The sequence below is a fragment of the Nonomuraea turkmeniaca genome (genome assembly GCF_005889735.1).
GTDB classification, from domain to species: Bacteria; Actinomycetota; Actinomycetes; order Streptosporangiales; family Streptosporangiaceae; genus Nonomuraea; species Nonomuraea turkmeniaca.
The window spans coordinates 1-24,465 of sequence record NZ_VCKY01000073.1; the positions used below are offsets into that span (position 1 = coordinate 1).

Consider the following 24,465-nt stretch of genomic DNA (forward strand, 5'->3'; position numbering starts at 1 on the left):
CGTCGGGGTGCTCGCTCAGGACCTCGTCCACCATGAGATCCACGAGCTGGTCCCGGCCGGGCACATGCCGGTAGAGGGACATGGTCGTGAAGCCGAGCCGATCGGCCACCTTGCGCATCGACAGTCCCGCCAGCCCTTCGGCGTCGGCCAGCTCGATGGCGGCCAGGACGATCCGCCCCAGGCTGAGACCGGGCCGGGGGTCGCGCTCCCGAGCCTGCCAGAGCAGCTCGATCCCCCGGTCCGGATCCCCGGCGCTGCCTCGCGTCATTGGCGCCCTCCTTGTTTATGGTGTACTACTACGTGTACGCCATAAACAGCAAAAGGAGTTCCGATGTTCCATTTTCATGTCGCGCCTTCTGGTGACGACACCGGGCCAGGCTCCGCAGCGCAGCCCTTCGCCACCCTCGAACGCGCCCGGTCCGCGGCCCGCGAGGCGGCCGGAGACGTCGTCGTCCACCTCAGGGCGGGCGCCCACGTACTGACGAGGACCTTAGAGCTCACCGACGCCGATTCGGGGCGTGACGGCCACCGGATCGTCTACCAGGCCTACGGCTACGGCACTCCCGATCAGGAGCGGGCCGTGGTGAGCGGCGGCCGCCTCATCACGGGGTGGCAGGTGCGGGACGGCGTGTGGACGGCCGATGTCGGCCGCCTCGACACGCGCCAGCTCTACGTGGACGGCCGCCGGGCCCTCCGCGCCGGCATTCCGGCGTTGCCCGGCGATGCCCGCCCGACCGTCACGGGTTACGTCACGGACAGCGCGGATCCGCGCCTGTGGCACAGCCCGGGCGACGTCGAATTCGTCTACCGCGGTGTCTATCCCTGGACCGAGGCCCGCTGCGGGGTCGCCGGGGTCTCGGCCGATGGCGATGCGACGGTGGTCACCATGGCGCAGCCCGCGTTCGGGTGGGCCGCCGAGCTCTACAACTCCACCTGGGAGGGGCAGACGTCCAGCGGGCTCGGGCTGCCCACGCGGATCGAGAACGACGCCGCCTTCCTGACCGAGCCAGGGACGTTCGTGCTCGACCGGTCGCGTCCTGGCGCGCACCTCCTGCTCTATCTGCCCCGTCCGGGCGAGGACCCCCAGCGTACGCGGGTGGTCGCGCCGGTCCTGGAAACGCTTCTGCGTGTCGTGGGGACGCGGAACGTGTCTCTCCGCGGGCTGGTGTTCGCCGATGCCACCTGGCTGCGTCCCAGCCGTCCTGAGGGGTTCCTGCACTATCACGGCAGCGGCTACTACGAGGGCGGCGGCGTGGAGACGGCCGTCCTGGGGGAGGGGGCGTCGGTGACGTTCCCCGCCGCGTCGGCGTCGATCCCGGCGTGCGTGACGTTCGAGGACGTGGCGGGCGCGGAGATCGAGGGCTGCCGGTTCACCCGGTTGGGGGCGTTCGGGCTGAGTGTGTCCGGGGGCGTCGAGGTCGCCATGCGCGGCTGTGATTTCGACACGCTGTCGGGCGGCGGCATCTCCGTGTCGGACGGGCGGGACGTCACGATCGAGGACACCTGGGTGCATGATGTCGGGCTCGACTACAGCGGGACGCCGGGGATCGCCGTGTCGGGCGGGCAGAGGTGCGTCGTCGCGAACAACGAGATCGCGGACGTACCGCACTGCGGGATCGTCGCCGGTCCCGGTGAGGGGCTGCGCGTCCTGCGCAACCTCACCGTGGACACCATGAAGGTGCTGGCCGACGGTGGCGGGATCTACGTGTCCGGGCCGCAGGGGTCGTCGCGTGAGGATGGGGCGACGGTGCAGGGGAACGTCATCGAGGACACGCGCACGCCGTACAACTTCGGGCTCTACACCGACTACGGGGCCGCGTGGGTGACGGTGGAGGGGAACGTCGTCGCGCGGGCGGACAACACGGCCGTGCTAGGGGTGGCACCGCCGCTGGAGAACGTCGTCTACCGGGGGAATTACTGGGACGCCGACCCGGTGGGGCACGACAGCCCGCCTGATGGGGTGGCGTACGAGGGGAATGTGACGTTCAAAAATGAACAGGAACTGAACGCCGCCACCGCCGCCATCCGGTCCCAGGCGGGTCTGCTCCATCCCCGACCGGGATCGCGCACGTCCAAGCGAGCCGCCGAGACGTCTCTGCGGTAAGGCGCCGGACGAACCGCCGTGCGGGCATCCGCTATCTCATGCGCGTGCCGTTGAGGCGTTGGATGACCTCGTCGTGCAAGATGCCGTTGGTGCAGACCAGGCTGCCGCCCTCCAGGCCCCTCACCCCCGCGACGTCCGTCCAGACGCCGCCGGCCTCCTCGACGATCACCGTCAGCGCCGCCATGTCCCACGGGGACAACTCGGGCTCGGCGGACAGGTCAACCGACCCCTCGGCGACCATCATGTGCGACCAGAAATCACCGTAGGCCCTGGTCCGCCAGCACGTGCGGCCGAGGTCGAGGAAGTTGTCGAGCTTGCCGGTCTTCTCCCAACCGCCGAAGCTCGAGTACGAGAACGACGCGTCCTCCAGGTCGGACACCGAGGACACACGCATCCTGGACGCCTTCGTCAGGCTCTTGCCGGTCCACGCCCCGCCCTCGGTCGCCGCCCACCAGCGCCGGCCGAGCGCCGGGGCGGACACCAGGCCGACCACGACCTTGCCGTACTCCATGAGCGCGATCAGCGTCGCCCACACGGGCACACCGCGTACGTAGTTCTTGGTGCCGTCGATGGGGTCGATGATCCACGACCGGGCGCCCCAGCCGGTCTTGCCGAACTCCTCGCCCACGACCGCGTCACGCGGCCTGGCACGGCGCAGCGTGCCGCGGATCGCCTCCTCCACGGCGCGGTCGGCGTCGCTGACCGGCGTGAGGTCCGGCTTGGTGTCGACCTTGAGGTCGACCGCCTTGAACCGGCGCATGGTCATGTCGTCGGCGGCGTCCGCCATGACATGCGCGAGGCGTAGATCATCGGAATAACCCTGCACGATCGCCCACGCTACCGTGTCGGGTATACAGAACATCAGTCACAGAGGGCTCTTTTCTGGTAACTCCCATTTCTATTACTTGCCAGTAACATATCGATCATGTCGCTAGATATCGGTGCTTTGCTGCTCCAGACCGTCCCTTTTGCCCGCACGTTGGGTATCACCTTCGACACCGTCGGGGACGGCCAGGCCGTTGGCCGCCTGCCCGACCGGCGGGAATTGCACAACCACGTGGCGGGCCCGCATGCGGGAGCGCTGTTCACGCTGGCCGAGTCGGCGTCGGGAGCGGCGATGCTGTCCGCCCTCGGGGATCAACTGGAGCGGGCGGTTCCGCTGGCCACGTCGGCGGCGATCGAGTACCGGAAGCTTGCCAAGGGCGAGGTCTCTGCCGAGGCGCGACTACTGGTGACGAGGGATGAGGTGGTCGCGCAGTTGGACGCGGGGGAGCGGCCCGTGTTCGACGTGGCGGTCGACATCAAGAACGCCGACGGCACCCTGGTGTCGACCTTCACCGTCACCTGGACCTTCCGCCCCAACAACCGCCCCTGACCGCCACCTCGGCTCTTCCTGATCGTGGCCGCGCGCCGCTTGAGTGATGTCGGTCTCGCCGGCCATTCGGCGGCCGGCCCGCGCGGTGGTCGAGCGAGGGCCGGCCCGGACCCTTGCTCCCTGCCCCGAGGGACCTGCACCGGGGCACGGCGGGGCGTCGTGAGGCTACGGGCTCTGGGGATCGTCGTCGAGGGTGCCTTCGCGGCTGGACAGCAGGCGGCGGAGGGATTCCAGACGGGTCGGGTCGGCGCTGCCCTCGGCTACCAGGGCGTCGAGTGCGCAGCCGTCACCCAGGTGGGTGCAGCCTTTAGGACAATTGACAGTGCCTTCCACCAGGTCGGGGAACGCGGCCAGGACCGTCTCCACCGACACGTGTGCCAGGCCGAAGCTGCGGACCCCCGGCGTGTCGATGATCCAGCCGCCGTCCGGGAGCTCCAAGGCCACGGCGGACGTGGACGTGTGGCGGCCGCGGCCGGTTACCGCGTTGACCTGGGAGACGGCTCGGTTGGCATCCGGGACCAGGACATTGACCAGGGTGGACTTGCCGACGCCCGAGTGGCCGACCATGACGCTGATGCGACCGGTCAGGTGCTCGCGGAGCTCGTCCAGCGGGCTGCCCTTGTGGACGACGACGTGCGCCACGCCCAGTGGCTCGTACAGCGCGACCAGCTCGTCCGGCGGGGCGAGGTCGGACTTGGTGAGGCAGAGCAAGGTGTCGATGTCCGCGTCGAACGCCGCCACCAGGATCCTGTCGATCATGCGTGGCCGGGGCGGCGGGTCCGCCAGGGCGGTCACGATGACGAGCTGTTCGGCGTTGGCCACGATCGGGCGTTCGATGCCGTCGGTGTCCTCGGTGTCGTCGGCCGAGCGGCGCAACATCGAGGTGCGCGGCTCCACGCGGACCACCCTGGCCAGGGCGTCGGGGCGGCCGGACACGTCGCCGACCAGGGCGACCCTGTCGCCTACGACGATGCCCTTGCGGCCCAGCTCGCGGGCCTTCATCGCGACCACGAGGTGGCCTTGCTGCTGCTTACGTTTCTGGGCCGAACCCTTGGGGCGTCCGGGCTCGACCAGCGTCGTGTAGCGGCCGCGGTCGACCGCGACCACGAAACCTTCGACGGCGTCTTCATGCGCGGGGCGAATACGAGTCCGCGGCCGGGAGCCTTTGCCCGGTCTGACCCGTACGTCGTCCTCGTCGTACTCCCGCTTCCTCAGCGGTCCGCTCCCATACGCTCGCTCCCCTTCCATGGATTCATTGCTGGTGAATGCCTGTCGGGGCGGTCGTCAGCGGCTTGATGTGGCTGCTGACGTCGCACCCTGGGCGTTCGGTCACGGCACCCGGGCGGAGGAGACCTCCGGAGGGGGTGGTCCGTTGTCGTGCACTGGTCTCTGTTGTGGGCGCGCCGCCCGGGCCTGGGCGGGTGGCGTGGTGCGGGCAGATCCTCGCGTCGGAATGCGGGCAGCGGCGCGCCAGCACGTGTCGCCCTTCTCCGACGTGCCCGGAGCGGAGGTCGTGAAACCAGCCGGGCCCCGGGACCGGTCATCGTGTGACCGGCTCCGGGTTCAGGCGTCGGGCGCGGGTGGTGGTGTGCCCCGGTCCGGGGTCCGGCCGTCGCAGGCGAGTCATCATGCTTCCAACATCGCCGTCCACATCTGGACGAACTCCGGGAGGGTCTTGGCGGTGGTCGCGATGTTCTCCACCTCCACGCCGGGCACCCTGAGGCCGATCACGGCGCCGGCCGTGGCCATGCGATGGTCGTCGTAGCTGCGGAAAGTGCCGCCGTGGAGCGGGCGGGGGCGGATGATGAGGCCGTCCTCGGTCTCCTCCGCGTCGCCGCCCAGACGGTTGATCTCGGTGGCCAGCGCGGCGAGGCGATCGGTCTCGTGGCCGCGCAGATGGCTGACGCCGCGGATGCGGCTCGGCGTCGTCGCGAGCGCGGCTAGGGCGGCGATCGTCGGGGTCAGCTCCCCCACCTCGTGGAGGTCGGCGTCGATGCCGGAGATCTCGCCCGTACCCGTGACCACCAGGTCGGTGACGTCCGCGCCGGGGCCCTCCGCCCTGGTCACCGTGGCGCCCATGGCCGTCACCAGACCGCGCAGGGCGTCGCCCGGCTGCGTCGTTTCACGTGGCCAGGCCGGGATGGTGATCGTGCCGCCTGTGACGAGGGCCGCGGCCAGGAACGGGGCCGCGTTGGACAGGTCGGGCTCCACCGTCAGATCCCTGGCCGCGATGGGCCCGGGCTCGACCCGCCAGACGTCGTGCTCGTTGTCGTCCACCGTGACGCCGGCCGCCCTGAGCAGCTGCACGGTCATCTCGATGTGCGGCTGCGAAGGCACCGGCGGGCCCACATGGCGGATCGTGATGCCCTTCTCGAACCGCGCCGCCGTCAGCAGCAGCCCCGAGACGAACTGCGACGACCCCGACGCGTCCAGCGTCACCTCGCCGCCCGCCAGCGGGCCGCTGATCGTGAACGGCAGCGCGTCGTTGTCCACCCGCGCCCCCAGCGCGCGCAGGGCGTCGAGGATGGGGCCCATCGGGCGTTTGCGGGCGTGCGGGTCGCCGTCGAAGGAGACGGGGCCGTCGGCCAGGGCCGCCATGGGCGGGACGAAACGCATGACCGTGCCCGCCAGGCCGGCGTCGATGGCGGCGCCGCCGCGGACCGGGCCGGGGGTCACGTGCCAGTCCACGCCCGCCGAGGTCTCGTTGCTCGCCACCAGCGTGGTGCCCAGCGCTCGCAGCGCGGCCACCATGAGGTCCGCGTCACGACTGCGGAGCGCCTGGCGCACGACGCCCGGGCCGTCGGCGAGCGCGGCGAGGACCAGAGCCCGGTTGGTCACCGACTTGGAGCCGGGCAACGGGACGGTGGCGGTGACAGGGGCGGTCGCGGTGGGTGCGGGCCAGTGCGGAGCGGACATGGTCAAAGACTACTGGGGCGTGGCGGAGCGAGGTCACAGCCTGTGGATAACGAGTACGTGGCGTCTCGGCCCTGTGGACGACGCCCGCACGGACGACGCACACCGTGGACGACGCACACCGTGGACGGCGCACACCGTGGACGGCGCACACGGCGGACGGCGCATACGGCGGGTGGTGCATACGGCGGGTGGTGCACACGGCGGACTGGTGCGGAAGCAAACATGCGAGCGAAAGCCGTACGTGGCAGGGTGGGGTCATGTGCGGTAGATACGCATCGGCGCGCAAGAAGCACGAGCTGCTCGAGGAGTTCCAGGTCGAGCTCGACGCCGAGCCCGACAAGGAGCTCAACGCCGACTACAACGTCGCCCCCACCAAGAACGTCTACGCCGTCATGAGCCGCGTGCCCAAGGAGGCCGAGCGGGCGGTGCGGCAGCTGAGGGTCGTGAAGTGGGGCCTGGTGCCTGCCTGGGCGAAGGACCCGTCGATAGGGTCGCGGCTGATCAACGCCAGGATCGAGACGGTGGCCGAGAAGCCGTCGTTCCGCCAGGCGTTCGCCAAGCGCAGATGCCTGCTCCCGGCCGACGGCTACTTCGAATGGATGCCGGTCGAAGGCGAGAAAAAGAAGAAGCAGCCGTACTTCATCCATCCGGAGGACGGCGGGGTGCTGGCCATGGCGGGCCTGTACGAATTCTGGAAGGACCCGTCGCGGGACGACGACGACCCGCTCAAGTGGCTCGTCACCTGTACCGTCATCACCACCGACGCCGAGGACCACTTGGGCCGCATCCACGACAGGATGCCCATGATGATCGAGCGGGATCGCTGGCAGGAGTGGCTCGACCCCAAGCTCACCGACGTCGAGCAGGCCTCGCGGCTGCTGGTCCCGGCCGAGCAGGGGCGGCTCACGGCGTACCCGGTCTCGACGGATGTCAACAACGTCAGAAACAACGGGCCGGACCTCATCAAACCCCTTCCTGATGAGGAGGAAACGGCGCTTTTCTAAAGGTGTAAGAAGCACGGTAAGTGGGCATCCGGTGAGGAAAGCGATGCATCCGTTTACTCGGTGTCACCGCCATAAAAGCCCCTAATTGCCACCGGGCGGGACAACCGGGGAGTCCTCGCCGCGGGTTGCCCTCTTTACCCGGAGGTGCGGATTCGTGGACGTCACGACCGCTCGTGAGCGGTTGGAAGACATGCTCGCCGAGCTCGATCGTTCGATCGGGGTCCTTCAGGGCGATCCTGTCGCGGTACGCGAGCACTCGGCGGCCGACGCAGGCTCGGACCTGACCGACGCCGACCGTGCTCAGGCCATGCTCACCGTGGCCACCGCACAGCGGCGGGCGGTGATCGAGGCGCTCAAGCGCCTGGAGGAAGGCGCGTACGGCAGGTGCGTCGACTGCGGCAAGCCGGTGCCCGAAGGCCGCCTCGAGGCGCGACCCGAGGCGGCGCGCTGCGTCCAGTGCCAGTCCAAGAAGGAGCGCCGGCACTAGAGCAGCCGACGTCTGGAGCGAGCCGCCGGACACGAAGAACGGCGGGTTCAGCTCTTACGGGCGCTGGCCACCAGGTGGATGCCGACCGTGTCGTCGTCGTCCGGGTGGGCCTCGAGCTCCGTGCGCACGAGCCAGGCCAGGGCGCGCGCGTCGGAGCCGAGCACGTGGTCGACCGTGGACGGCGACAACACCGTGCGCGGCCGCATCCACTCCACCTCCAGCCCGGCGCCGATCAGCAGCTCGCGCAGCTGCGTGCTGCTGAAGCAGCGTGTGATGCTGCCGTCCGGCCAGGGCACGAGCATGACCTCGCCGGTCTGCCTCAGGTGCTGCCACTGCTCCTGCTCGGCCAGGATCGCCATGCCCAGGACCAGCGAGTCGACGCACACCAGCGCCCGCCCGCCCGGCCGCAGCACCCTGGCCACGTCGTTCATCGCCGACTCCGCCATCAGCTCGATCGACATCACCCGCTCCTCGGCGAGCACCGCGTCCACGCTCGCGTCCGGCAGGAACGCCAGGTCGTCGGCGCGGATGTGCCGGACGCGGTCGGCGTCCCGCAACCGGGACTGCGTGTCGACGGTGCGGCGGAAGTCGAGCAACTCGATCACCCGATGCCCTGCCCTGGCCGCCTGGCCGGACCATCGCCCGCGACCGCCGGAGAGATCGAGGATCACGGAGGGCTCGGCGGGAAGCCATCGGTTGAGTTGTTCGGCGGCGACGGCGCGGTAGAACGTCCAGTACGGCCCGAGCGTGCCTGAGCCGTTCAGTTCCTCGGCCGGAATGGGCAGCACACGCGACTCCTGGGTTCCGGAAAAAGGGCTACCAGCCGGTACGTATGACGTTCCCCGCACCGGGTCCTTCGTACCTTCTATCTTGCGGGAACAGACAACGGCGCGGGGGTGTTGCGACGAGCATGCTCGCTGTTGTTGATGGTCTCGACCGCTCCGGCGCTCGTTGGCTCGCGCCTCGCTCTCTCCCCCCGAGCTCCTTCGCCAGTGTTGATGGTCGCGACCGCTTCGGGGCTCGTTGGCATTGTTACTCTCGCTCTCTCCCCCCGAGCTCCTTCGCCAGTGTTGATGGTCGCGACCGCTTCGGGGCTCGTTGGCATTGTTACTCTCGCTCTCTCCCCCCGAGCTCCTTCGCTCCATTCCTCCACCCCCGGCCCGATGCCCAGCCGGCCTCGGTACAGCGGGTATCCTCCCCTGAGTACGGTGTCCTGCCACAGCCGGTCACCGGTGATCTTAGGGGGGTGGGTCCGGTGCCCGCGACAAACGCGGAGACGCTGGAGCAGCGCAGCGAGCGGTTCGAGCGAGACGTCATGCCGTATCTCGAGCAGCTCTACTCCGCCGCGCTCCGGATGACCCGGAATCCCGCGGACGCGGAGGACCTCCTGCAGGAGACCTTCGCCAAGGCGTTCGCCTCGTTCCATCAGTTCCAGCAGGGCACCAACCTCAAGGCGTGGCTCTACCGGATTCTGACGAACACGTTCATCAACAGCTACCGCAAGAAGCAGCGCGAGCCGAAGCAGTCCGGCACGGAGGAGATCGAGGACTGGCAGCTCGCCAGGGCCGAGTCGCACACCTCGAGCGGCCTGAAGTCCGCCGAGGTCGAGGCTCTCGAGCATCTGCCCGACGGCGACATCAAGGAAGCACTGGCGGCGCTGCCCGAGGAGTTCAGGATCGCGGTCTACCTGGCCGACGTCGAAGGCTTTCCCTACAAGGAGATCGCCGACATCATGGGCACTCCGATCGGCACCGTGATGTCGAGGCTGCACAGGGGACGCAGGCAGCTGCGGGGCCTCCTTGAGGATTATGCTCGCGAGCGGGGTCTGGTCCCGGCGGAGGGATCGAAATGAGCTGTGGCAACCCACACGACACCGACTGTCGCGAGGTGCTGGACAAGGTCTACGCCTATCTCGACGGCGAGCTGACCGAGGCCGACGTCGTCGAGATCCGGGTGCACCTCGACGAATGCAGCCCGTGCCTCAAGGAATACGACCTGGACAAGGTGATCAAGCAGCTGGTGCACAAGCACTGCGGCTGCGACCCCGTGCCGGGCGACCTGCGTTCCAAGGTGCTGGCCCGTATCGCTCAGGTGAGGGCCGAGCTGGCCGACTAAGATTCACCCCATGCGCGTGTTGGTCACCGGGGGTGCCGGGTTCATCGGTTCGAATCTCGTCGATCGTCTGCTCGCGGACGGTCACGAGGTCGTCGCGGTGGATGATCTGTCGTCGGGGAGCAGGGACAACCTGGCTCAAGCCGTCACCAGTGACCGGTTCCGCCTGCACGAGCTCGACGTGCGCGACCCGGCGCTGGCCGATCTCACGGCCGAGCTTCAGCCCGAGGTGATCTGCCACCTGGCGGCGCAGATCAGCGTGCGCAAGAGCGTCGCCGACCCGGCGCACGACGCCTCCGTCAACGTGGAGGGCACCGCGCGCGTGCTGGACGCCGCTCACGTGGGCCGCACGCGCAAGGTGCTGTTCGCCTCCTCCGTGGCCGTCTACGGCCGGCCGACCACCATCCCCGTGCCCGGCGACGCGGCCACCGACCCGCGCTCGCCGTACGCCGCCTCGAAGCTGAGCGGCGAGATCTACCTCGCCACGTTCCGCGCGCTCTACGGCATCGAATACACCACGCTGGTGCTCTCCAACGTCTACGGCCCGCGCCAGTCGCCGGAAGGCGAGGCGGGGGTCGTGTCGATCTTCACCGACGGCCTGCTCAGCGGCACGCCCACCGTCGTCTACGGCGACGGGAGCCAGACCCGCGACTACATCTACGTCCAGGACGTGGTCGACGGCTTCGTCCGGGCCTGCGGCCAGGCCGGCGACGGGCGCCGGTTCAACCTGGGCACCGGCATCCAGACCACCGACCGGCGGCTGCACTCGCTGATCGCCGACGCCGCGGGGGCGGCCGACAAGCCGGGGTTCGCGCCGCCGCGCCTGGGCGACCTGCCGGCCATGGCGGTCGACCCGGTACCGGCTCACGAGGAGCTCGGCTGGCAGCCGCGTGTCGACCTGGGGACCGGGATCAAGAACACCGTGGAGTGGGCTAGATCACGTCGCGGCTCGTAGTGGCTTGATTACGCTTTGCTTGCGATTTCCCGCTCCGCCGGTGCGCCCACGTCGTCTTCTGTAGCGTGAGCCCCAGAGAGTCGACGTGGAGGCATGTGGATGTTGAAGGTTATGGTCGCCAGGCTGTTCACCGCCCTCGTGTTGATCACCCCGGTGGTGATGCTCATCGGCGGAGCGGTACCTCCTGGAGTGTCCTGGACCTGATCACACCGTAGGGGGGCGCAATGCGTGACCTGCCATGGCCGGCGCGGGTCTATCTGGTCGCCGTGATCGGCGCGGCGGCCGCGCTCGTCGTACGCGGCGCGATCACTTCCGGCGCTCCGGTGGCCCCGGAGGATCTCGATGTCCTGCTGGTGCTCGCCCTGCTCTTTCTGGTGTGCGAGTCGATGCCGACGCTGCTCAACGTGGACCAGTTCGCGGTGTCGGTCAGCTTCTCCGCCTCGCTGGCTGCCGTGGTGCTGATCGGACCGGAGGGCGCGGCGCTGGTGGGGCTCACCGCCGTGCTCAGCGTGCGGCCGGGGCTGCCGCTGATCAAACGGCTGTTCAACGGCGCGCAGTTCGCCATCTGCGGCTACGTGGCCGGGCGGGTCTACGTGGCGCTCGACGGCCAGGTCGGCGTGCCCCAGGTCAACGCGTTCGACGACCTCATCGGCCCCTACGTGGCGGCCACGGCCGTGTTCGTGCCGCTCAACATCGCGCTCACGCTCACCATGATCGGGCTCGCCACCAGGGTGCGGGCCACCGAGGTCCCGCTGCGCGGCATGGTCCAGTTCCTGCTGTCCTATCTGGGGTACGGCACGTTCGGGCTGCTCGTGGCCGGGCTCTGGGCGACCGTGCAGTCGATCTCGGCGGTGCTGGTGCTGCTGCCGCTGTTCGTGGCGCGGTGGGCCTTCGGGCAGTACCACGCGCAGCAGCGCTCGTACGACGCCACCATCGCCGCGCTCTGCCAGGCCGTGGAGACCAAGGACTACTACACGCGCGGCCACTGCACGCGGGTCTCGCTGGCCTCGTCCATGATCGCTCAGGAGATCGGCATGGGGCTGGAGCGCGTACGCGCCATCCGGTACGCCGGCATGCTGCACGACGTGGGCAAACTCGGCGTACCCACCAAGGTGTTGCAGAAGGACGGGCCGCTCACCGAGGAGGAGTTCGCCGCGATCCAGCTGCACCCGATGCGCGGGCTGGAGATCGTGCGCGGCATCGGCTTCCTCGACGAGGCGTACGCCGGGATCATGCACCACCACGAGAAGCACGACGGCACCGGCTACCCCATGGGCCTGGCCGGCGACGAGATCCCTGAGTTCGCCAAGGTGATCGCGGTGGCCGACGCCTTCGACTCGATGACCTCCGACCGCTCCTACCGCGGCGCCAGGCCCGTGCCCGAGGCCATCGAGGAGCTGCGCAAGAGCGCGGGCAAGCACTTCGACCCCGTCATGGTCGCGGCCTTCATCCGCGCGCTCGAGCGGGAGCCGTGGCAGCCGCCGCGGCGCGTCGAGCCGCCGCCGGACCCGGCCGAGGCCCCGATCAAGGACCACGATGACCCGACCATGCCGATCCAGGTCGTGACCGGGCCATGATCACCACGGAACGCCCCAGGCGTACTGAACGGTCGGCGAACACGGTCCTGCGCCGGCTCGACTCGGGCCAGCTGCTGCTGATCTGCGCCGCCGGCCTGGTCGCGGTCGCGGGCATCGCGCACACGGCCGCCGTCGGGCTCGATCGCCCGCAGATCGCCGTCGGGTTCGGCGCGCTGATCGCGGTCGGCGAGCTGGCCAGGCTCACCATGCCGGGCAACAGGGAGGTCGCGCCCATCGGCGCCGCAGCCGCGCTCGGCTACACGCTGCTGCTCGACCTCAGCCAGAATCAGCTGAAACACTCGGCCCTGCAGGTCGTGGCCGTGATCGCGGTCGGCATGCTGGCGGGCGCGCTGCCGCACCTGGCGGTGGGCCGCCCGCCGCGCCTGGACGGGATGGCCCGCCGCCTGCTCACCGGCGCGCTGCTGGCCTTCGCCTTCCGCCCGCTGGCCGACCCGCTCTACCGGCTGACCGAGGCGCCGACCAGCACCTGGTGGCCGGCGCTCGCCGTCATGGTCGCGCTCATCGTCGCCACCGTGATGATCGACGTGCTGGTCGCGGCCTGGCTCAGGTCCGAGCAGGTGCGCACCGCGTTCCGGGTGGCCGTCCGCGACGAGCTCAACATGGCGCTGCCGCTCGGCGCGGCGGTGGGCTCGTCCGGGGTGTTGCTGGCGCTGGCCACGCACAGCATGGACCTGGTCGCGCTGCTGGTGTTCGCGGCGCCGCTGCTGGTCACGCAGGTCGCCTTCCGCAAGTACGCCGGCATCCGCGCCACCTACCTGCAGACCGTGCGCGCGCTGTCCCGCGTCACCGAGGTCGGCGGCTACGTTGAGCCCGGCCACTCGCGCCGGGTCAGCCGCCTGGCCCTGGCGATCGGCAGAGAGCTGGGCATGGCCGAGCCCGAGCTGCTGGAGCTGGAGTACGCCGCGCTCATGCACGACATCGGCCAGCTGTCGTTGCGTGACCCCATCCCCGGCGGCGCCACCGTGCTCAGCGAGCCGGAGCAGGCCCGTCGCATCGCCGAGCTGGGCGCCGAGGTGATCAAGCAGACGGGCGTGCTGGACCGGGTGGCGGAGGTCGTCAGACGTCAGTGCGATCCGATCGCCGACGACCCGCCGCTGTCGAGCCGCATCATCAAGGTCGCCAACGCCTACGACGACCTGGTGGGGCCCTCGACCGACCGTGACCGCGCGGGCGCCGCGCTGGAACGCATCAGGCTGGCCCCCGGCGGGGCGTACGATCCGCACGCGCTGGAGGCGCTGGCGCGCGTGATCGACCGGGGCCGTCTCTAGGCGGTTGTGGTCCTCCCGCAGTTCGGCATGCGCTGGTCACGTTTCCACCCGTTCACCTTTGTGGGGTTTCTACAGAACGCCATCGCCGGATCGGTGGTTTCGGGGGAAAGGGGGTAAGCCGGTGGCGGCCATAGGGTGGGCGCGTGCTTACTGATTCGCTGGGACCCGTTCTGATCGCCAACCGGGGGGAGATCGCGCGGCGGATCATCCGCACGGTCAAGCGGATGGGGCTGCGTGCCGTCGCCGTTTACTCGGAGGCCGACGCCGACCTGCCGTTCGTGCGTGAGGCCGACGAGGCCGTGCCGATCGGCCCGGCCAACCCCGCGCAGAGCTACCTGGACGTCGCGAAGGTGCTGGAAGCGGCCCGCGTGACCGGCGCCAAGTCGGTGCATCCGGGCTACGGCTTCCTCGCGGAGAACGCCGCGTTCGCCAGAGCCGTGATCGACGCCGGGATGGTGTGGATCGGTCCCGCGCCCGAGGCCATCGACCGTATGGGCGACAAGATCAACGCCAGGAACCTCATGGAGGCCGCCGGCGTGCCGGTCGCCGCGGGCACCCGCGAGCCCGTCACCGACCTGTCGCTGGCGTTGCGGGCGGCCGAGTCCATCGGCTATCCGGTCATGGTCAAGACCGCGGGCGGCGGTGGTGGCATCGGGATGAGCGTGGCCCTCGACGACGAGGGCCTGAGCAAGGCGTACGAGCAGGCGGCGCGGGCGGCCGCCAGGTTCACCGGAGGCGACGCGCTCGAAGGGCCGGCGGTGCTGCTCGAGCGGTACATCGAGCGGGCCCGCCACGTCGAGGTGCAGATCCTCGGCCTGCCCGACGGCCGAATCGTGGCCCTGGGCGAGCGGGACTGCTCGGTGCAGCGCCGCCACCAGAAGGTCGTCGAGGAGTCCCCGTCCCCTGGCATCACCCCCGAGCTGCGCGAGCGCATGCTGGCCGCCGCCGTGCGCGCCGGCGAGGCCGTCGGTTACCTCGGCGCGGGCACTGTCGAGTGCCTGGTCGACGCCGACAAGCAGGACTTCGTGTTCCTCGAGATGAACACCAGGCTGCAGGTGGAGCACCCGGTCACCGAGCTGGTCACCGGCCTGGATCTGGTCGAGCTGCAGCTGCGCGTCGCCGCGGGCGAGAGCCCCGACGTGCGGCCCGAGCCCAGGGGGCACGCGATCGAGTTCCGCGTCTACGCCGAGGATCCGAAGCGGTTCTTCCCCGGACCCGGCAAGATCATGGAGTGGGACGAGCCCAGCTTCGACGGCGTCCGGGTGGACTCCGGTTATGAGGCGGGCAACACGGTCACGCCGTTCTACGACCCGCTGATGGCCAAGCTCTGCGTGTACGGCGAAGACCGCGCCGACGCGCTGGAGAAGGGCCGTAAGGCGGTCGGGGCGTTCGTGGTCGTGGGCCCCAAGAACAACTTGCCGTTCTGTGTGGAGTTGCTGGACAACGCCGAGTTCGTCACCGGCGACTATGACACGGGCTTGGTCGCAAGGATGCGGGCCTAAGGTGTGTACATCGATGATCGAGGGGAGTCCTGGTGGCTGAGGTACGCGCTGAGATGGTGGCGAATGTGTGGAAGGTCCTCGTCAGCGAGGGCGACACCGTCTCGGACGGCGACACGCTGGTCATCCTCGAGTCCATGAAGATGGAGATCCCGGTGCTGACCGAGGACGACGGTGTGGTGGCACAACTGAAGGTGGCCGAGGGCGACGTGATTCAGGAAGGTGACCTGATCGCCGTCATCGAGTAGCGCCCTGTTCACGGCCTCCACTGCGTGGAGGCGGGGTCGGTCACTGGGGAGCCGCCTTCCTCAGCCCAGGCGACGGCGGGAGCGGGCCAGAAACTCGGTGCGGTCGACCACGATGCGCTCGATCGTGCCGCGGCCCACGACGGTGCGCTTGTCGTGGGCCGTGAAGGCGAAGACGAGCCGTCGGCCGTCGACCTCGGTGAGCTCGACGGTGATCTGGACGTGTGCGCCCAGCGGGCTGGCGGCGAGGTGCTCGAGCTCGACCCTGGTGCCGACGGACGTCTCGCCGGGCGCGAGGTGCTGCTCGACCGCGCGTACGGTGGCCGCCTCGGCCAGCGCGAGCAGGCGGGGCGTGGCCAGCACGGGCACGTCTCCGCTGCCGATCCTCTTCGCGGTGTCCTCCATCTCGACCATGATGAGCAGTTGGGAGCGGAGACCCGGAGCGAGCGTCATGGGATCAGCCTAGGGGGCCCTGCGGGCACCCTCTAATAGGTCACCTGACTTCCCGGAAACGCGGACAAGTAGCTTCTTAAGGCCGCAGGATAGGGTTTGTACGGCTTGAGACATATGAGTGGCATGTGAGACTAGTGAGTCGTACACTCTCTGAGTTCCGTGACCGCTGTGTTACCTCACCGCGACAAAGGTTCGCTTTGTTGGAGAACCGCGGGGTGGAAGAGGTTACAGAGGTAGGGGGTTAGCGGGGGATCATGGTGGCCCAAGGGACAACACTGGCGGGGCGGTATCGGCTTGATACCCGCATCGGCGCCGGTGGCATGGGCGAGGTGTGGCGAGGCGAGGACATCGTCCTTGCCCGCACCGTCGCCGTCAAGGTGCTGCTTCCGGGCCGCATGGAGGATCCTGGGTTCGTCGCTCGCTTTCAGGGGGAAGCGCGGGCGATGGCCACGATCAACCACGCGGGCGTCGTCGACGTCTACGACTACGGCGTCAGCGGCGACACCGTCTATCTGGTGATGAAGTTCGTGGACGGCGAGCCGCTCGACCGGCTGCTGGCCAGGCTGGGCAGGATCCCGCCGCAGGCGGCCATGGAGCTGATCGCGCAGGCCGCGTCGGCGCTGCAGGCCGTCCACGACCAGGGCATCGTGCACCGCGACGTCAAGCCGGGCAACCTGCTGGTGCAGCGCGACGGCACGCTGGTGCTGACCGACTTCGGCATCGCCCGCTCCGACCTGGCCAACCGGCTCACGGACGCCGGCATGGTGCTGGGCACGGCCGCCTACTGCGCGCCCGAGCAGGCCGAGGGCGCCCCTGTCACGCCTGCGGTCGACATCTACGCGCTCGGCGTGGTCGCGTACGAGTGCCTCATGGGGCAGCGGCCGTTCGACGGCGACAGCGCGGTCACGATCGCGCTCAAGCACATCCGCGAGGCCCCGCCGCCGCTCCCTGCCGACATCCCGCACGCCGTGCGCACCCTGGTCGAGATCGCTCTGTCGAAGGACCCGACGAGGCGTTACCCGACGGCCAAGGCCATGAGCGAGGCGGCCCGCGCGATCGCCAGCGGTCAGGTCCCTGAGCCGGTGCACCCGCCGGTCACCGGGGCCACGATGGTGCCGCCGGCGGACTACCCGGCGCACCAGACCGGTCAGTACGAGGCGAGCCCGTACCAGACCGGCATGCGCATCGCCCGTAACGAGGACGCGACGACGGTGGCCGAGCGGCGCGGCCGCCGCGCCGCCAAGGCCCCGCGCAGGACCGGTCTGATCGCGGGCATCGCCGCGTTGGTGGTGCTCGGCGCGGGCGCTACCGCCGTCGCGCTGACCGGCATGACCACCGGGGCCCCGACGCCGACGAACACCACGCTTCCCGCTGCCACGAAGAGCACGACCCAGACCACGACCAAGCCCCCGAGCCCGAAGAGGACCAGGACCGCGGAGTCGACGCCGGATCCCAAGCCGATCACCACCCGGCCGAGGCCCACGAAGACCGAGAAAGAGGAGACTCCGACCCCTACGCCGTCGAAGTCATCCAGCCCGACACCGTCGAAGACGCCGTCGAGCACGCCCACACCGACCGTCAAGAAGGTGCTCGTGCCCAAGGTCGTCGGCATGCCCTTCCTGCAGGGCGACGAGATGGTGGTGGCGGCCGGCTTCGACACCCGCGTGATCGACAACACCACCAGCGTCAACGGCATGCGCTGTGGCAAGATCCAGAAGACCAACCCGGCCGGCGGCACGGCGTACGACGTGACGAAGCCGGTCACGCTGGTCGTCATCGACGGCGTCTGCTCGACGCCGTCGGTGACTCCCACCACCACGCCGAAGTAGCGGCTATACGCCGGTGGTGTTGCGCGGGTAGGCGACCTGGGGGTCGGTCGCGATGTTCACCATGTAGGGGACGCCCGAGTCGAACGCCCTGCGCAGCGCCGGGCCGATCTCCGACGGCTTGGTGACCAGCTCGCCGCCGCCGCCCAGCGCAGTCACGACCTGGTCGTAGCGGCACTGCGGTTGCAGGTCGGCGGCCACGTCGTAGCCGTACAGCAGCTGCATGGGGTGCTTCTCCAGGCCCCACATGCCGTTGTTGCCGCAGATCATGACGACCGGCAGTTTGTGGCGGACGAGGGTGTCGACGTCCATCAGCGAGAAGCCCGCGGCGCCGTCGCCGAGCAGCAGCACCACCTGGGAGGACGGCCTAGCCAGGCGGGCGGCGATGGAGTAGCCGAGGCCGGTGCCCAGGCAGCCGTACGGGCCCGGGTCGAGCCAGTTGCCCGGCTGCTTGGGCTCGACGTACTTGCCCGCGTACGAGACGAAGTCGCCGCCGTCGCCGATCACCACGGCGTCCTCGGCCAGCACCTTCCCCAGCTCGCCGTACACGCGCATGGGGTGGATCGGGTCGGAGTCCGAGGCCAGGAGCCCGGCGTCGCCTGCGATGGCCGCTGCGGCCGCCTCGGACAGCTTCGACACCCACGAGGCGTACGCGTCCGGCTTGACCCCCGCGTCGCCGCAGGCGGTGCCGAGGCTCCAGAACACCACCGAAAGGTCGCCGGCGGCGGACGCGACCGGCTGCATGTGCGTGGCCAGCTGCGAGGGCGCGTCCGCGATGTGCACCACGCGGGCCAGCGGCGCGCCGTCCTTGCCCCCGAACCAGCCATAACCCAGCCGGAAGTCGAGCGGCGTGCCGACCACGATCACCAGGTCCGCCTGGGCGAAGGCCTGCCCGCGGGCCCGGGTGACCAGCAGTTCGTGCCCCGAGGGCAGGATGCCGCGGCCCTGGCCGTTGGGGATGACCGGCAGCCGCCACGTCTCGGCGAAGTCCCGCGCCGCCTCCTCGGCCCGGTCCATCCACACGTCCGAGCCGTACACCAGCACCGGGCGCTCGGCCTCGGCCAGCAGCCGCGCGATCGCGGCCACGTCGTCGGGGTCGGGCTCCAGCGGCGACGGCGTCTGCGTCTGCACCTTGTGGACCGGCGATGGAGAGAACAGATGATCCATGTAGAAGTCGAGGAAGACCGGGCCCCGGTGAGGCGCGACGGCCGTGCGGAAGGCCGACTCGACGTCCTGGCCGACGGAGTCGGCGCCGCTCGCGGTGAACGACAACTTGGTGATCGGGCCGAGCAGCGGCGGGTGGTCCATTTCCTGCAGCGCGCCGCTGCCCCAGCGCGACTGGGGTGCGCGCCCGCCCATGACGACCACCGGCGAGCCGTTGAAGTGGGCGGTCGCGATGCCGCTCACACCGTTGGTGATGCCGGGGCCGGCGGTCAGCACGGCCAGTCCCGGCCTCCTGGTCAGCCTGGCCGTCGCCTCGGCGGCGAACACCGCGCTCTGCTCGTGGCGTACGTCGAGGATGCGCATGTCCTCGTGCACCGCGCCGTCGTAGAGCGGGAAGACATGACCTCCCGACAGGGTGAACATGGTCTCGACACCATAGGCCTTGGACACGGCGACGGCGGCGTCACCGGCGTGCTTCGCAGACTCCATGCCGGGGAACTTACCAACCAGTCACACGGGTAAACAGACCTTCAATGGTGGAACAAGGACACGGTGCCCTCCGCCGTCGTCGCGATGATCTTCCGCGGTGATTCCTTGTCCCGCTTGATGCCGATGGTGGAGTTGGTGGCGTCCACGGCCACGTTGTAGGCCCCGGTGGGCACGCCTATGGTGATGTTGCCTCTGGTCCTGACCACAGCCCGGACGGACGTCGGCGGGCCGCTGAACGACAGATGGACTCGGCCGGAGCCGGCCTCCACGTCGGCCACGTCGCCGTCGAGCCGCTCCCCTTCGATGCGCCCGGTGCCGGTCCTGGCCCACACAGAGCCGGCGACGTCGTGGAGGCGGAGGTCGCCCGAGACGGAGGTCAGACGGAGGCTCCCGAAGGTCGCGGCCACGTCGAGCTCGCCCCGGGTCGTGCTGGCCACGATGTCGGTCTCCGGCGGCACGGTGATCATGTACTCGGCCTGGCAGATGGGGCCGTCCGGCTGGTCGGCACCCGGGCAGGACACCTCCAGCCGCAGGGTCGAGGCGGTGGCGTCCCAGTCCTCGGTGACGTCCGGCCGGTCCCTTGACCACCGCAGCGTCCTGTTGATCAGCAGCTCGCCGGCCTGGCCGGGCAGGATGACGAGATCGACCTGCCCGGAGGCCGCCGCGATCTCGACCTTGTCCTTCGTGAACGGGATGGACCTCAGCTCGGTGTCCACCGGCGTCCTGGCTCTGGCGAAGCCGCGCCAGAGCAGCGACGTGGACATCAGCAGCGCGATCACCGTCGCCACGGCCCCGGCCGTCAGCCAGGCGGCTCTCACGGCAGGCTCCTGATCTTCAGGAACTGCAGGACGGCGAGCACCCGCCGGTGGTCGCCCTCGGCAGGGGGCAGGTCGAGCTTGGTGAAGATGTTGCCGATGTGCTTGCCCACGGCTCCCTCGCTGAGGACGAGAGCCTGGCCGATGCCGGTGTTGGAACGGCCCTCCGCCATCAGCCCGAGCACCTCGTGCTCGCGGGGCGTCAGCCGCTCCAGCGGGTCGCTGTTGCCGCGTAGCAGGAGCTGTGCCACCACCTCCGGGTCGAGCGCGGTGCCGCCGGAGGCCACCCTGCGCAGCGCGTCGATGAACTCGGCCACGTCCGCCACCCGGTCCTTCAGCAGGTAGCCGACGCCGCCGTTCGTGGCCGAGGCCAGCAGCTGGGCGGCGTAGCGCTCCTCGACGTACTGCGAGAGCACCAGCACCGGCAGGCCGGGCTGCTGGCGGCGCAGCACGAGCGCGGCCCGCAGCCCCTCGTCGGTGTGCGTGGGCGGCATGCGGACGTCGGTGATGACCAGCTCCGGCCGGTGCTCCTCGGCCGCCCGCAGCAGCCCCTCGGCCTCGTCCACGGCCGCCACGACCTCCATGCCTGAGGCGTCGAGCAGCCTGATCAGCCCCTCACGCAGGAGCACCGAATCCTCGGCGAGCACTACTCGCACGGCAGGTCCACCTCGATCGTCGTCGGGCCGCCGAGCGGGCTGGACAGCCGGAGCGTCCCGTCGACGGAGTCGATGCGCTGGGCCAGGCCGCGCAACCCGGTGCCGGCGTCCAGCCGGGCGCCGCCGCAGCCGTCGTCGTACACGAGCACGTGCAGCCGGTCGCGCTCGCTCCGCACGCGTATCTCGGCCTTGGTGGCCGCAGCGTGCTTGGCGATGTTGGTCAGTGCTTCGGACACGATGAAGAAGGCCACCGCCTCGATGGTCGGGGTGGCACGCCGCTCGATGTCGACGTGCAGTTTCACGGGGAAGGGGGCGCGGGCGGCGACGCCGGACAGCGCCGCGTCGAGGCCTTGGTCGTTGAGCACGGCCGGATGCAGGCCCCGGACGAAGTCGCGCAGCTCCTTCAACGCCTGCTTGGCCTCCTCGTGCGCCTGCGCGATGGCCTCCTTGGCCGGCTCGGGCAGGTCGGTCAGGGTGGCCCTGGCCAGGCCCAGGTTCATGGCGAGCGAGACCAGCCGCTGCTGGGCGCCGTCGTGCAGGTCCCGCTCGATCCTGCGGCGTTCGGCGTCGGCCGCGTCGATCACGCCGGCCCGGCTCTCGGTCAGCGTCTCGATCCGCTGCCCCAGCTCGGACCGGCTGGGGCCGAGCAGCGTACGCGCCACCGACAGGTCCAGCGCCGCCATGCCGCGCGCCAGGATCGGCGCGAGCACCATCAGCACCAGCCCGATCACCATGAAGAGCAGCACCACCCGGTTGTCCCTGAGGTCGAACACGAACTCCAGCGGAGGGCCCGACAGCTTCGCCGGCAGGAACGACAACAGCCCCACGATCGCCCCGCCCCACGCCACCGCCACCAGGAACGCGGCCGCCAGCCCCACGATCGGGGACAGCAGATGGTAGCCGATCTGCCGCCACGTGGCCGGGCTGCGCCACTGGCTCGGCGTTTGCACGGGCGGGATGTGCACGCCGAGGAACGCCTCGAACCGGGAGCGCTGCACCCGGGTGAACCACGGCAGCCGGCGCCGCAGCAGGGGAGGCGCCACGATCAGGACGAGCGTCAGCCCACCGAGCACGATGGCGACCGGCAGGCCGATCATCACGTGTCCCGTGTCGAGCCAGGCCCGTGCCGACCACGGACGGGGGACTTTCATGCCTCCACGGTATTGAGCTGTAGGGAACACGCGAAATACGTCTGGTGTGCGGATGGAGGGTGGGGCTAGCTCTACCCCCCCGGCCGAACTAATCCGCACCTTCCGGCATCTCATGAGGCAGGGAGGTCGACAATGATCCAGATGGGGGTCGCCGTCGCACTGGCGGCGGCGATGATGTCCGGCGGGCTGCCGGACGGAATGTTGTTCATGGAGTCACATCCGCCCGCGAAGGAGTGGGAGACCTACAAGGAGACCGACTCCAGGAACCTGCCACTTCAGCTCAACCCGTGCTTCCACCGCTCGCGCCGGGACGGGGGACGCCTGACCACCCGCGCCGTGCTCTACGCGGGGGACGGCTACGAGAGCAAGTACGAGCAGCTGGTCGTCTACAAGGACGTCGAGCACGCCAAGCGGGCCATGAACCTGCTCCGCGCCGACCTCAGGAAATGCGCCGACGTCGGTAAGGGCTGGGAACGCTACCGCTACTTCTCCAGGCCGCTCGACGTGGGCGACGAGGGCCTGCGCGCAGGCGGCCGCTTCTTCGAGAACGGCGAGCACGCGGTGGCGGTACGCCGGGGCGCCGCCGTCTACTTGGTGGGCGAGTCCGCCTGGCCGACCAAGAGCCTGCCGATCCAGCGGTTCCGTGACCTGATAGCCCAGGCGGAAACCATGACGGTCAGAGTCTGCGAGCTCCCCGAGGCCTCCTGCTAGAGGACCTGTTGCCGGAACGCCGAGGGATCGAACACGCCACCGAGCGCGGGCCCCAATCCTTTGCGCGCCACCTGTGCGAACGCCTCCCTGCCGAGGCCGCCCGCCCGTTCCGGCAACGCACCCGCCAGCGGCCGTGCCGCCAGCATCTCCAAATCGGCCACGTTGCTCCGCTCCACGACCCCGGGCTCCTCAGGCCATCGCCCGATGACGAGCCCGACCGGTTCGAGCCCACGATGAGCGAGGGCCTCCAGGGTGAGCGCCGCCTGATTGACGCTCCCGCTCCCTGCCCCCACGACCACGAGCACCTGCCCGCCCAGCGATCGCGCCAGATCCGCGATGGTCCCGCCGTCCTCGTCATACCGCTCCAGCAACCCGCCAGTGCCTTCCACGATCACCAGCCGGTTGCTCTCCGCCAGTTCCCGCACCAGCCGTGCGACATCCGCCAACGACACGGGTGGGAGCCCTCCCACCCGCGCCGCGGCGGCAGGGGAGAGCGGCTCGGAGTAACGGCACAACTCGAACGTGGTGGTCACCCCGGAGAGCCGGATGACGGTGTCGAGGTCCCCTGCGTCGCCGGAAGCGAGGGCGGTCTGAGCGGGCTTGACCACGGCCACGGAAGAGCCCCGTCCTCTGGCCAGCGCCGCTACGGCCGCCGCTACGACCGTCTTGCCGACGCCGGTATCGGTCCCTGTGACGACGAGGATGCTCATAACCCCAGCGTAGGCATGAACCACCTGGCCGGCCCACGATGCGCTCGTCACGGCGAGAACCACGTGAGCGTTCACGACCGGCGCTTGAATGTCGCGCGCCAACGTCGGCGAGGCGGTCAAGCCGGCCTGCCGTAAGAGAAAAGGGTTTTGACCTTTATGGACGGCGCAGTCGCGTGACGAACTTGTACCGGTCGCCGCGATACAACGACTGCGCCCACTCGACCGGATTGCCGTCGGCGTCGAAGGCGTGGCGGGTGAGGAGGAGCATCGGGAGGCCGACGTCCACGCCCAGGGCTTTGGCGTCGTACGGGGTGGCGAGCACGGTCTCGATGATCTCCTCGGCGTCCGTGAGCCGCACGTTGTAGGCGTTGTGCAGCGTCTCGTACAACGACGAGTGCGCCTCCAGCTCCCGCCGCAGCCGCGGGAACCGCCGCGCCGACAGATGGGTGGTGTCGATGGAGACGGGCTCGCCGTTGGCCAGCCGGAGCCGGTGGATGCGCAGCACGCGCCCGCCCGGATTGATGGCCAGCCGCCGCGCCAGGGCCTCGTCCGCGGTGATGTAACCCATCTCGAGGATCTTGGTGTCGGGTTCCAGGCCGGCGGTGCGCAGGTCGCCGATGTAGGAGGTCAGCTGGAGCACCTGCGCCACCTTCGGCTGCGCCACGAACGTGCCCTTGCCCTGGATGCGCAGCAGCCGTCCCTCGACGACCAGCTCGGTGAGCGCCTGCCTGACGGTGGTGCGGGAGGTCTCGAACCGCACGGCCAGCGTGCGCTCGGGCGGCAGCGCCGTGCCTGGCGGCAGGCTCTTGGTGAGCTCCAGCAGGCTGCGTTTGACGTCGTAGTACTTCGGTACGCGGGGGCTGTCGTCTGTCACGCGCTCACCTTCACTTCTGCCACGGCGGTGAGGCGTGTCTGATCACCGCGAGA

The 24,465-nt window shown here is 69.8% G+C and carries 25 protein-coding genes; 13 read left to right on the forward strand and 12 right to left on the reverse strand.

Annotation, left to right across the window (positions count from 1 at the left end):
* A partial coding sequence (locus ETD86_RS22155) for a TetR/AcrR family transcriptional regulator (RefSeq protein WP_138668069.1) occupies window positions 1-268 on the reverse strand: 268 nt, incomplete at its 3' end.
* Window positions 269-331: 63 nt separating this feature from the next.
* Here ETD86_RS22155 and ETD86_RS22160 point away from each other — a divergent pair.
* Window positions 332-2,104, forward strand: coding sequence for a right-handed parallel beta-helix repeat-containing protein (locus ETD86_RS22160; RefSeq protein ID WP_138668070.1), 1,773 nt, complete (start codon window positions 332-334; stop codon window positions 2,102-2,104).
* Window positions 2,105-2,135: 31 nt separating this feature from the next.
* On the opposite strand, the gene hisN is transcribed toward ETD86_RS22160, so the two are convergent.
* Complete coding sequence (gene hisN / locus ETD86_RS22165; RefSeq protein ID WP_425465650.1) at window positions 2,136-2,966, reverse strand: histidinol-phosphatase; 831 nt, start codon at window positions 2,964-2,966, stop codon at window positions 2,136-2,138.
* Window positions 2,967-3,029: 63 nt separating this feature from the next.
* Here hisN and ETD86_RS22170 point away from each other — a divergent pair, with 63 nt between their 5' ends.
* Entirely contained in the window at window positions 3,030-3,479 is a 450-nt protein-coding gene (locus ETD86_RS22170; RefSeq protein ID WP_138668072.1) for a DUF4442 domain-containing protein, read from the forward strand.
* 165 nt (window positions 3,480-3,644) lie between these two features.
* Here ETD86_RS22170 and rsgA read toward each other — a convergent pair whose 3' ends face one another.
* Together rsgA and aroA are read right to left on the reverse strand one after the other, a co-directional pair.
* Window positions 3,645-4,727: a ribosome small subunit-dependent GTPase A gene (gene rsgA / locus ETD86_RS22175; RefSeq protein WP_138668073.1), complete on the reverse strand. Its 1,083-nt coding sequence runs from the start codon at window positions 4,725-4,727 to the stop codon at window positions 3,645-3,647.
* Between the two features lie 378 nt (window positions 4,728-5,105).
* Entirely contained in the window at window positions 5,106-6,395 is a 1,290-nt protein-coding gene (gene aroA / locus ETD86_RS22180) for a 3-phosphoshikimate 1-carboxyvinyltransferase (RefSeq protein WP_211370227.1), read from the reverse strand.
* A 257-nt stretch (window positions 6,396-6,652) separates the two neighbouring features.
* On the opposite strand from aroA, the gene ETD86_RS22185 reads away from it, so the two are divergent.
* Complete coding sequence (locus ETD86_RS22185; protein WP_138668075.1) at window positions 6,653-7,399, forward strand: SOS response-associated peptidase; 747 nt, start codon at window positions 6,653-6,655, stop codon at window positions 7,397-7,399.
* A 154-nt stretch (window positions 7,400-7,553) separates the two neighbouring features.
* The gene (locus ETD86_RS22190; RefSeq protein ID WP_138668076.1) at window positions 7,554-7,886 is read left to right on the forward strand and encodes a TraR/DksA family transcriptional regulator; all 333 of its coding nucleotides are present in this window, start codon (window positions 7,554-7,556) and stop codon (window positions 7,884-7,886) included.
* A gap of 47 nt (window positions 7,887-7,933) precedes the next feature.
* Here the strand turns inward: ETD86_RS22190 and ETD86_RS22195 are convergent, their stop codons facing one another.
* Window positions 7,934-8,674: a class I SAM-dependent methyltransferase gene (locus ETD86_RS22195; protein ID WP_138668077.1), complete on the reverse strand. Its 741-nt coding sequence runs from the start codon at window positions 8,672-8,674 to the stop codon at window positions 7,934-7,936.
* Between the two features lie 458 nt (window positions 8,675-9,132).
* On the opposite strand from ETD86_RS22195, the gene ETD86_RS22200 reads away from it, so the two are divergent.
* From ETD86_RS22200 to ETD86_RS22230, 7 genes are all read left to right on the forward strand, one after another.
* A complete protein-coding gene (locus ETD86_RS22200; protein ID WP_138668078.1) occupies window positions 9,133-9,738 on the forward strand; it encodes a sigma-70 family RNA polymerase sigma factor in 606 nt (201 codons plus the stop codon).
* A complete protein-coding gene (rsrA, locus tag ETD86_RS22205; protein WP_138668079.1) occupies window positions 9,735-10,001 on the forward strand; it encodes a mycothiol system anti-sigma-R factor in 267 nt (88 codons plus the stop codon). The genes ETD86_RS22200 and rsrA overlap by 4 nt, the downstream gene beginning before the upstream one ends.
* A gap of 10 nt (window positions 10,002-10,011) precedes the next feature.
* The gene (locus ETD86_RS22210) at window positions 10,012-10,953 is read left to right on the forward strand and encodes an NAD-dependent epimerase/dehydratase family protein (RefSeq protein WP_138668080.1); all 942 of its coding nucleotides are present in this window, start codon (window positions 10,012-10,014) and stop codon (window positions 10,951-10,953) included.
* Window positions 10,954-11,177: 224 nt separating this feature from the next.
* On the forward strand, window positions 11,178-12,530 hold the full coding sequence (locus tag ETD86_RS22215) for an HD-GYP domain-containing protein (protein WP_138668081.1): 1,353 nt from the start codon (window positions 11,178-11,180) through the stop codon (window positions 12,528-12,530).
* The gene (locus tag ETD86_RS22220; RefSeq protein WP_138668082.1) at window positions 12,527-13,819 is read left to right on the forward strand and encodes an HD-GYP domain-containing protein; all 1,293 of its coding nucleotides are present in this window, start codon (window positions 12,527-12,529) and stop codon (window positions 13,817-13,819) included. The genes ETD86_RS22215 and ETD86_RS22220 overlap by 4 nt, the downstream gene beginning before the upstream one ends.
* Before the next feature lie 143 nt (window positions 13,820-13,962).
* Window positions 13,963-15,321 carry an acetyl-CoA carboxylase biotin carboxylase subunit gene (locus ETD86_RS22225; protein WP_138668083.1) on the forward strand — a complete coding sequence of 453 codons (1,359 nt, stop codon included), beginning with the start codon at window positions 13,963-13,965 and terminating at the stop codon, window positions 15,319-15,321.
* A 32-nt stretch (window positions 15,322-15,353) separates the two neighbouring features.
* Window positions 15,354-15,566 carry a biotin/lipoyl-binding carrier protein gene (locus tag ETD86_RS22230; protein ID WP_211370228.1) on the forward strand — a complete coding sequence of 71 codons (213 nt, stop codon included), beginning with the start codon at window positions 15,354-15,356 and terminating at the stop codon, window positions 15,564-15,566.
* A 60-nt stretch (window positions 15,567-15,626) separates the two neighbouring features.
* On the opposite strand, the gene ETD86_RS22235 is transcribed toward ETD86_RS22230, so the two are convergent.
* Entirely contained in the window at window positions 15,627-16,016 is a 390-nt protein-coding gene (locus ETD86_RS22235) for a thioesterase family protein (protein WP_170223209.1), read from the reverse strand.
* Window positions 16,017-16,270: 254 nt separating this feature from the next.
* Between ETD86_RS22235 and ETD86_RS22240 the strand changes: the two genes are divergently transcribed.
* Window positions 16,271-17,845 (forward strand): protein kinase domain-containing protein, encoded by a 1,575-nt coding sequence (locus ETD86_RS22240; protein WP_138668085.1) that lies wholly within the window; start codon window positions 16,271-16,273, stop codon window positions 17,843-17,845.
* Between the two features lie 3 nt (window positions 17,846-17,848).
* Here the strand turns inward: ETD86_RS22240 and ETD86_RS22245 are convergent, their stop codons facing one another.
* From ETD86_RS22245 to ETD86_RS22260, 4 genes are read right to left on the reverse strand one after another with little or no spacing between them, the layout of a single operon-like run.
* Complete coding sequence (locus tag ETD86_RS22245) at window positions 17,849-19,495, reverse strand: acetolactate synthase (RefSeq protein ID WP_138668086.1); 1,647 nt, start codon at window positions 19,493-19,495, stop codon at window positions 17,849-17,851.
* A gap of 41 nt (window positions 19,496-19,536) precedes the next feature.
* A complete protein-coding gene (locus ETD86_RS22250; RefSeq protein WP_138668087.1) occupies window positions 19,537-20,313 on the reverse strand; it encodes a DUF4097 family beta strand repeat-containing protein in 777 nt (258 codons plus the stop codon).
* The gene (locus tag ETD86_RS22255; protein WP_138668088.1) at window positions 20,310-20,966 is read right to left on the reverse strand and encodes a response regulator transcription factor; all 657 of its coding nucleotides are present in this window, start codon (window positions 20,964-20,966) and stop codon (window positions 20,310-20,312) included. The genes ETD86_RS22250 and ETD86_RS22255 overlap by 4 nt, the downstream gene beginning before the upstream one ends.
* Entirely contained in the window at window positions 20,957-22,117 is a 1,161-nt protein-coding gene (locus ETD86_RS22260) for a sensor histidine kinase (protein ID WP_138668089.1), read from the reverse strand. Before ETD86_RS22260 ends, ETD86_RS22255 begins: the two co-directional genes overlap by 10 nt.
* A 132-nt stretch (window positions 22,118-22,249) precedes the next feature.
* On the opposite strand from ETD86_RS22260, the gene ETD86_RS22265 reads away from it, so the two are divergent.
* Window positions 22,250-22,828 carry a hypothetical protein gene (locus tag ETD86_RS22265; protein WP_138668090.1) on the forward strand — a complete coding sequence of 193 codons (579 nt, stop codon included), beginning with the start codon at window positions 22,250-22,252 and terminating at the stop codon, window positions 22,826-22,828.
* On the opposite strand, the gene bioD is transcribed toward ETD86_RS22265, so the two are convergent.
* Window positions 22,825-23,538, reverse strand: a complete 714-nt coding sequence (bioD, locus tag ETD86_RS22270; protein WP_138668091.1) for a dethiobiotin synthase — start codon at window positions 23,536-23,538, stop codon at window positions 22,825-22,827. The genes ETD86_RS22265 and bioD overlap by 4 nt on opposite strands.
* A gap of 154 nt (window positions 23,539-23,692) precedes the next feature.
* A complete protein-coding gene (locus tag ETD86_RS22275; protein ID WP_138668092.1) occupies window positions 23,693-24,412 on the reverse strand; it encodes a GntR family transcriptional regulator in 720 nt (239 codons plus the stop codon).
* Window positions 24,413-24,465 lie beyond the last annotated feature (53 nt).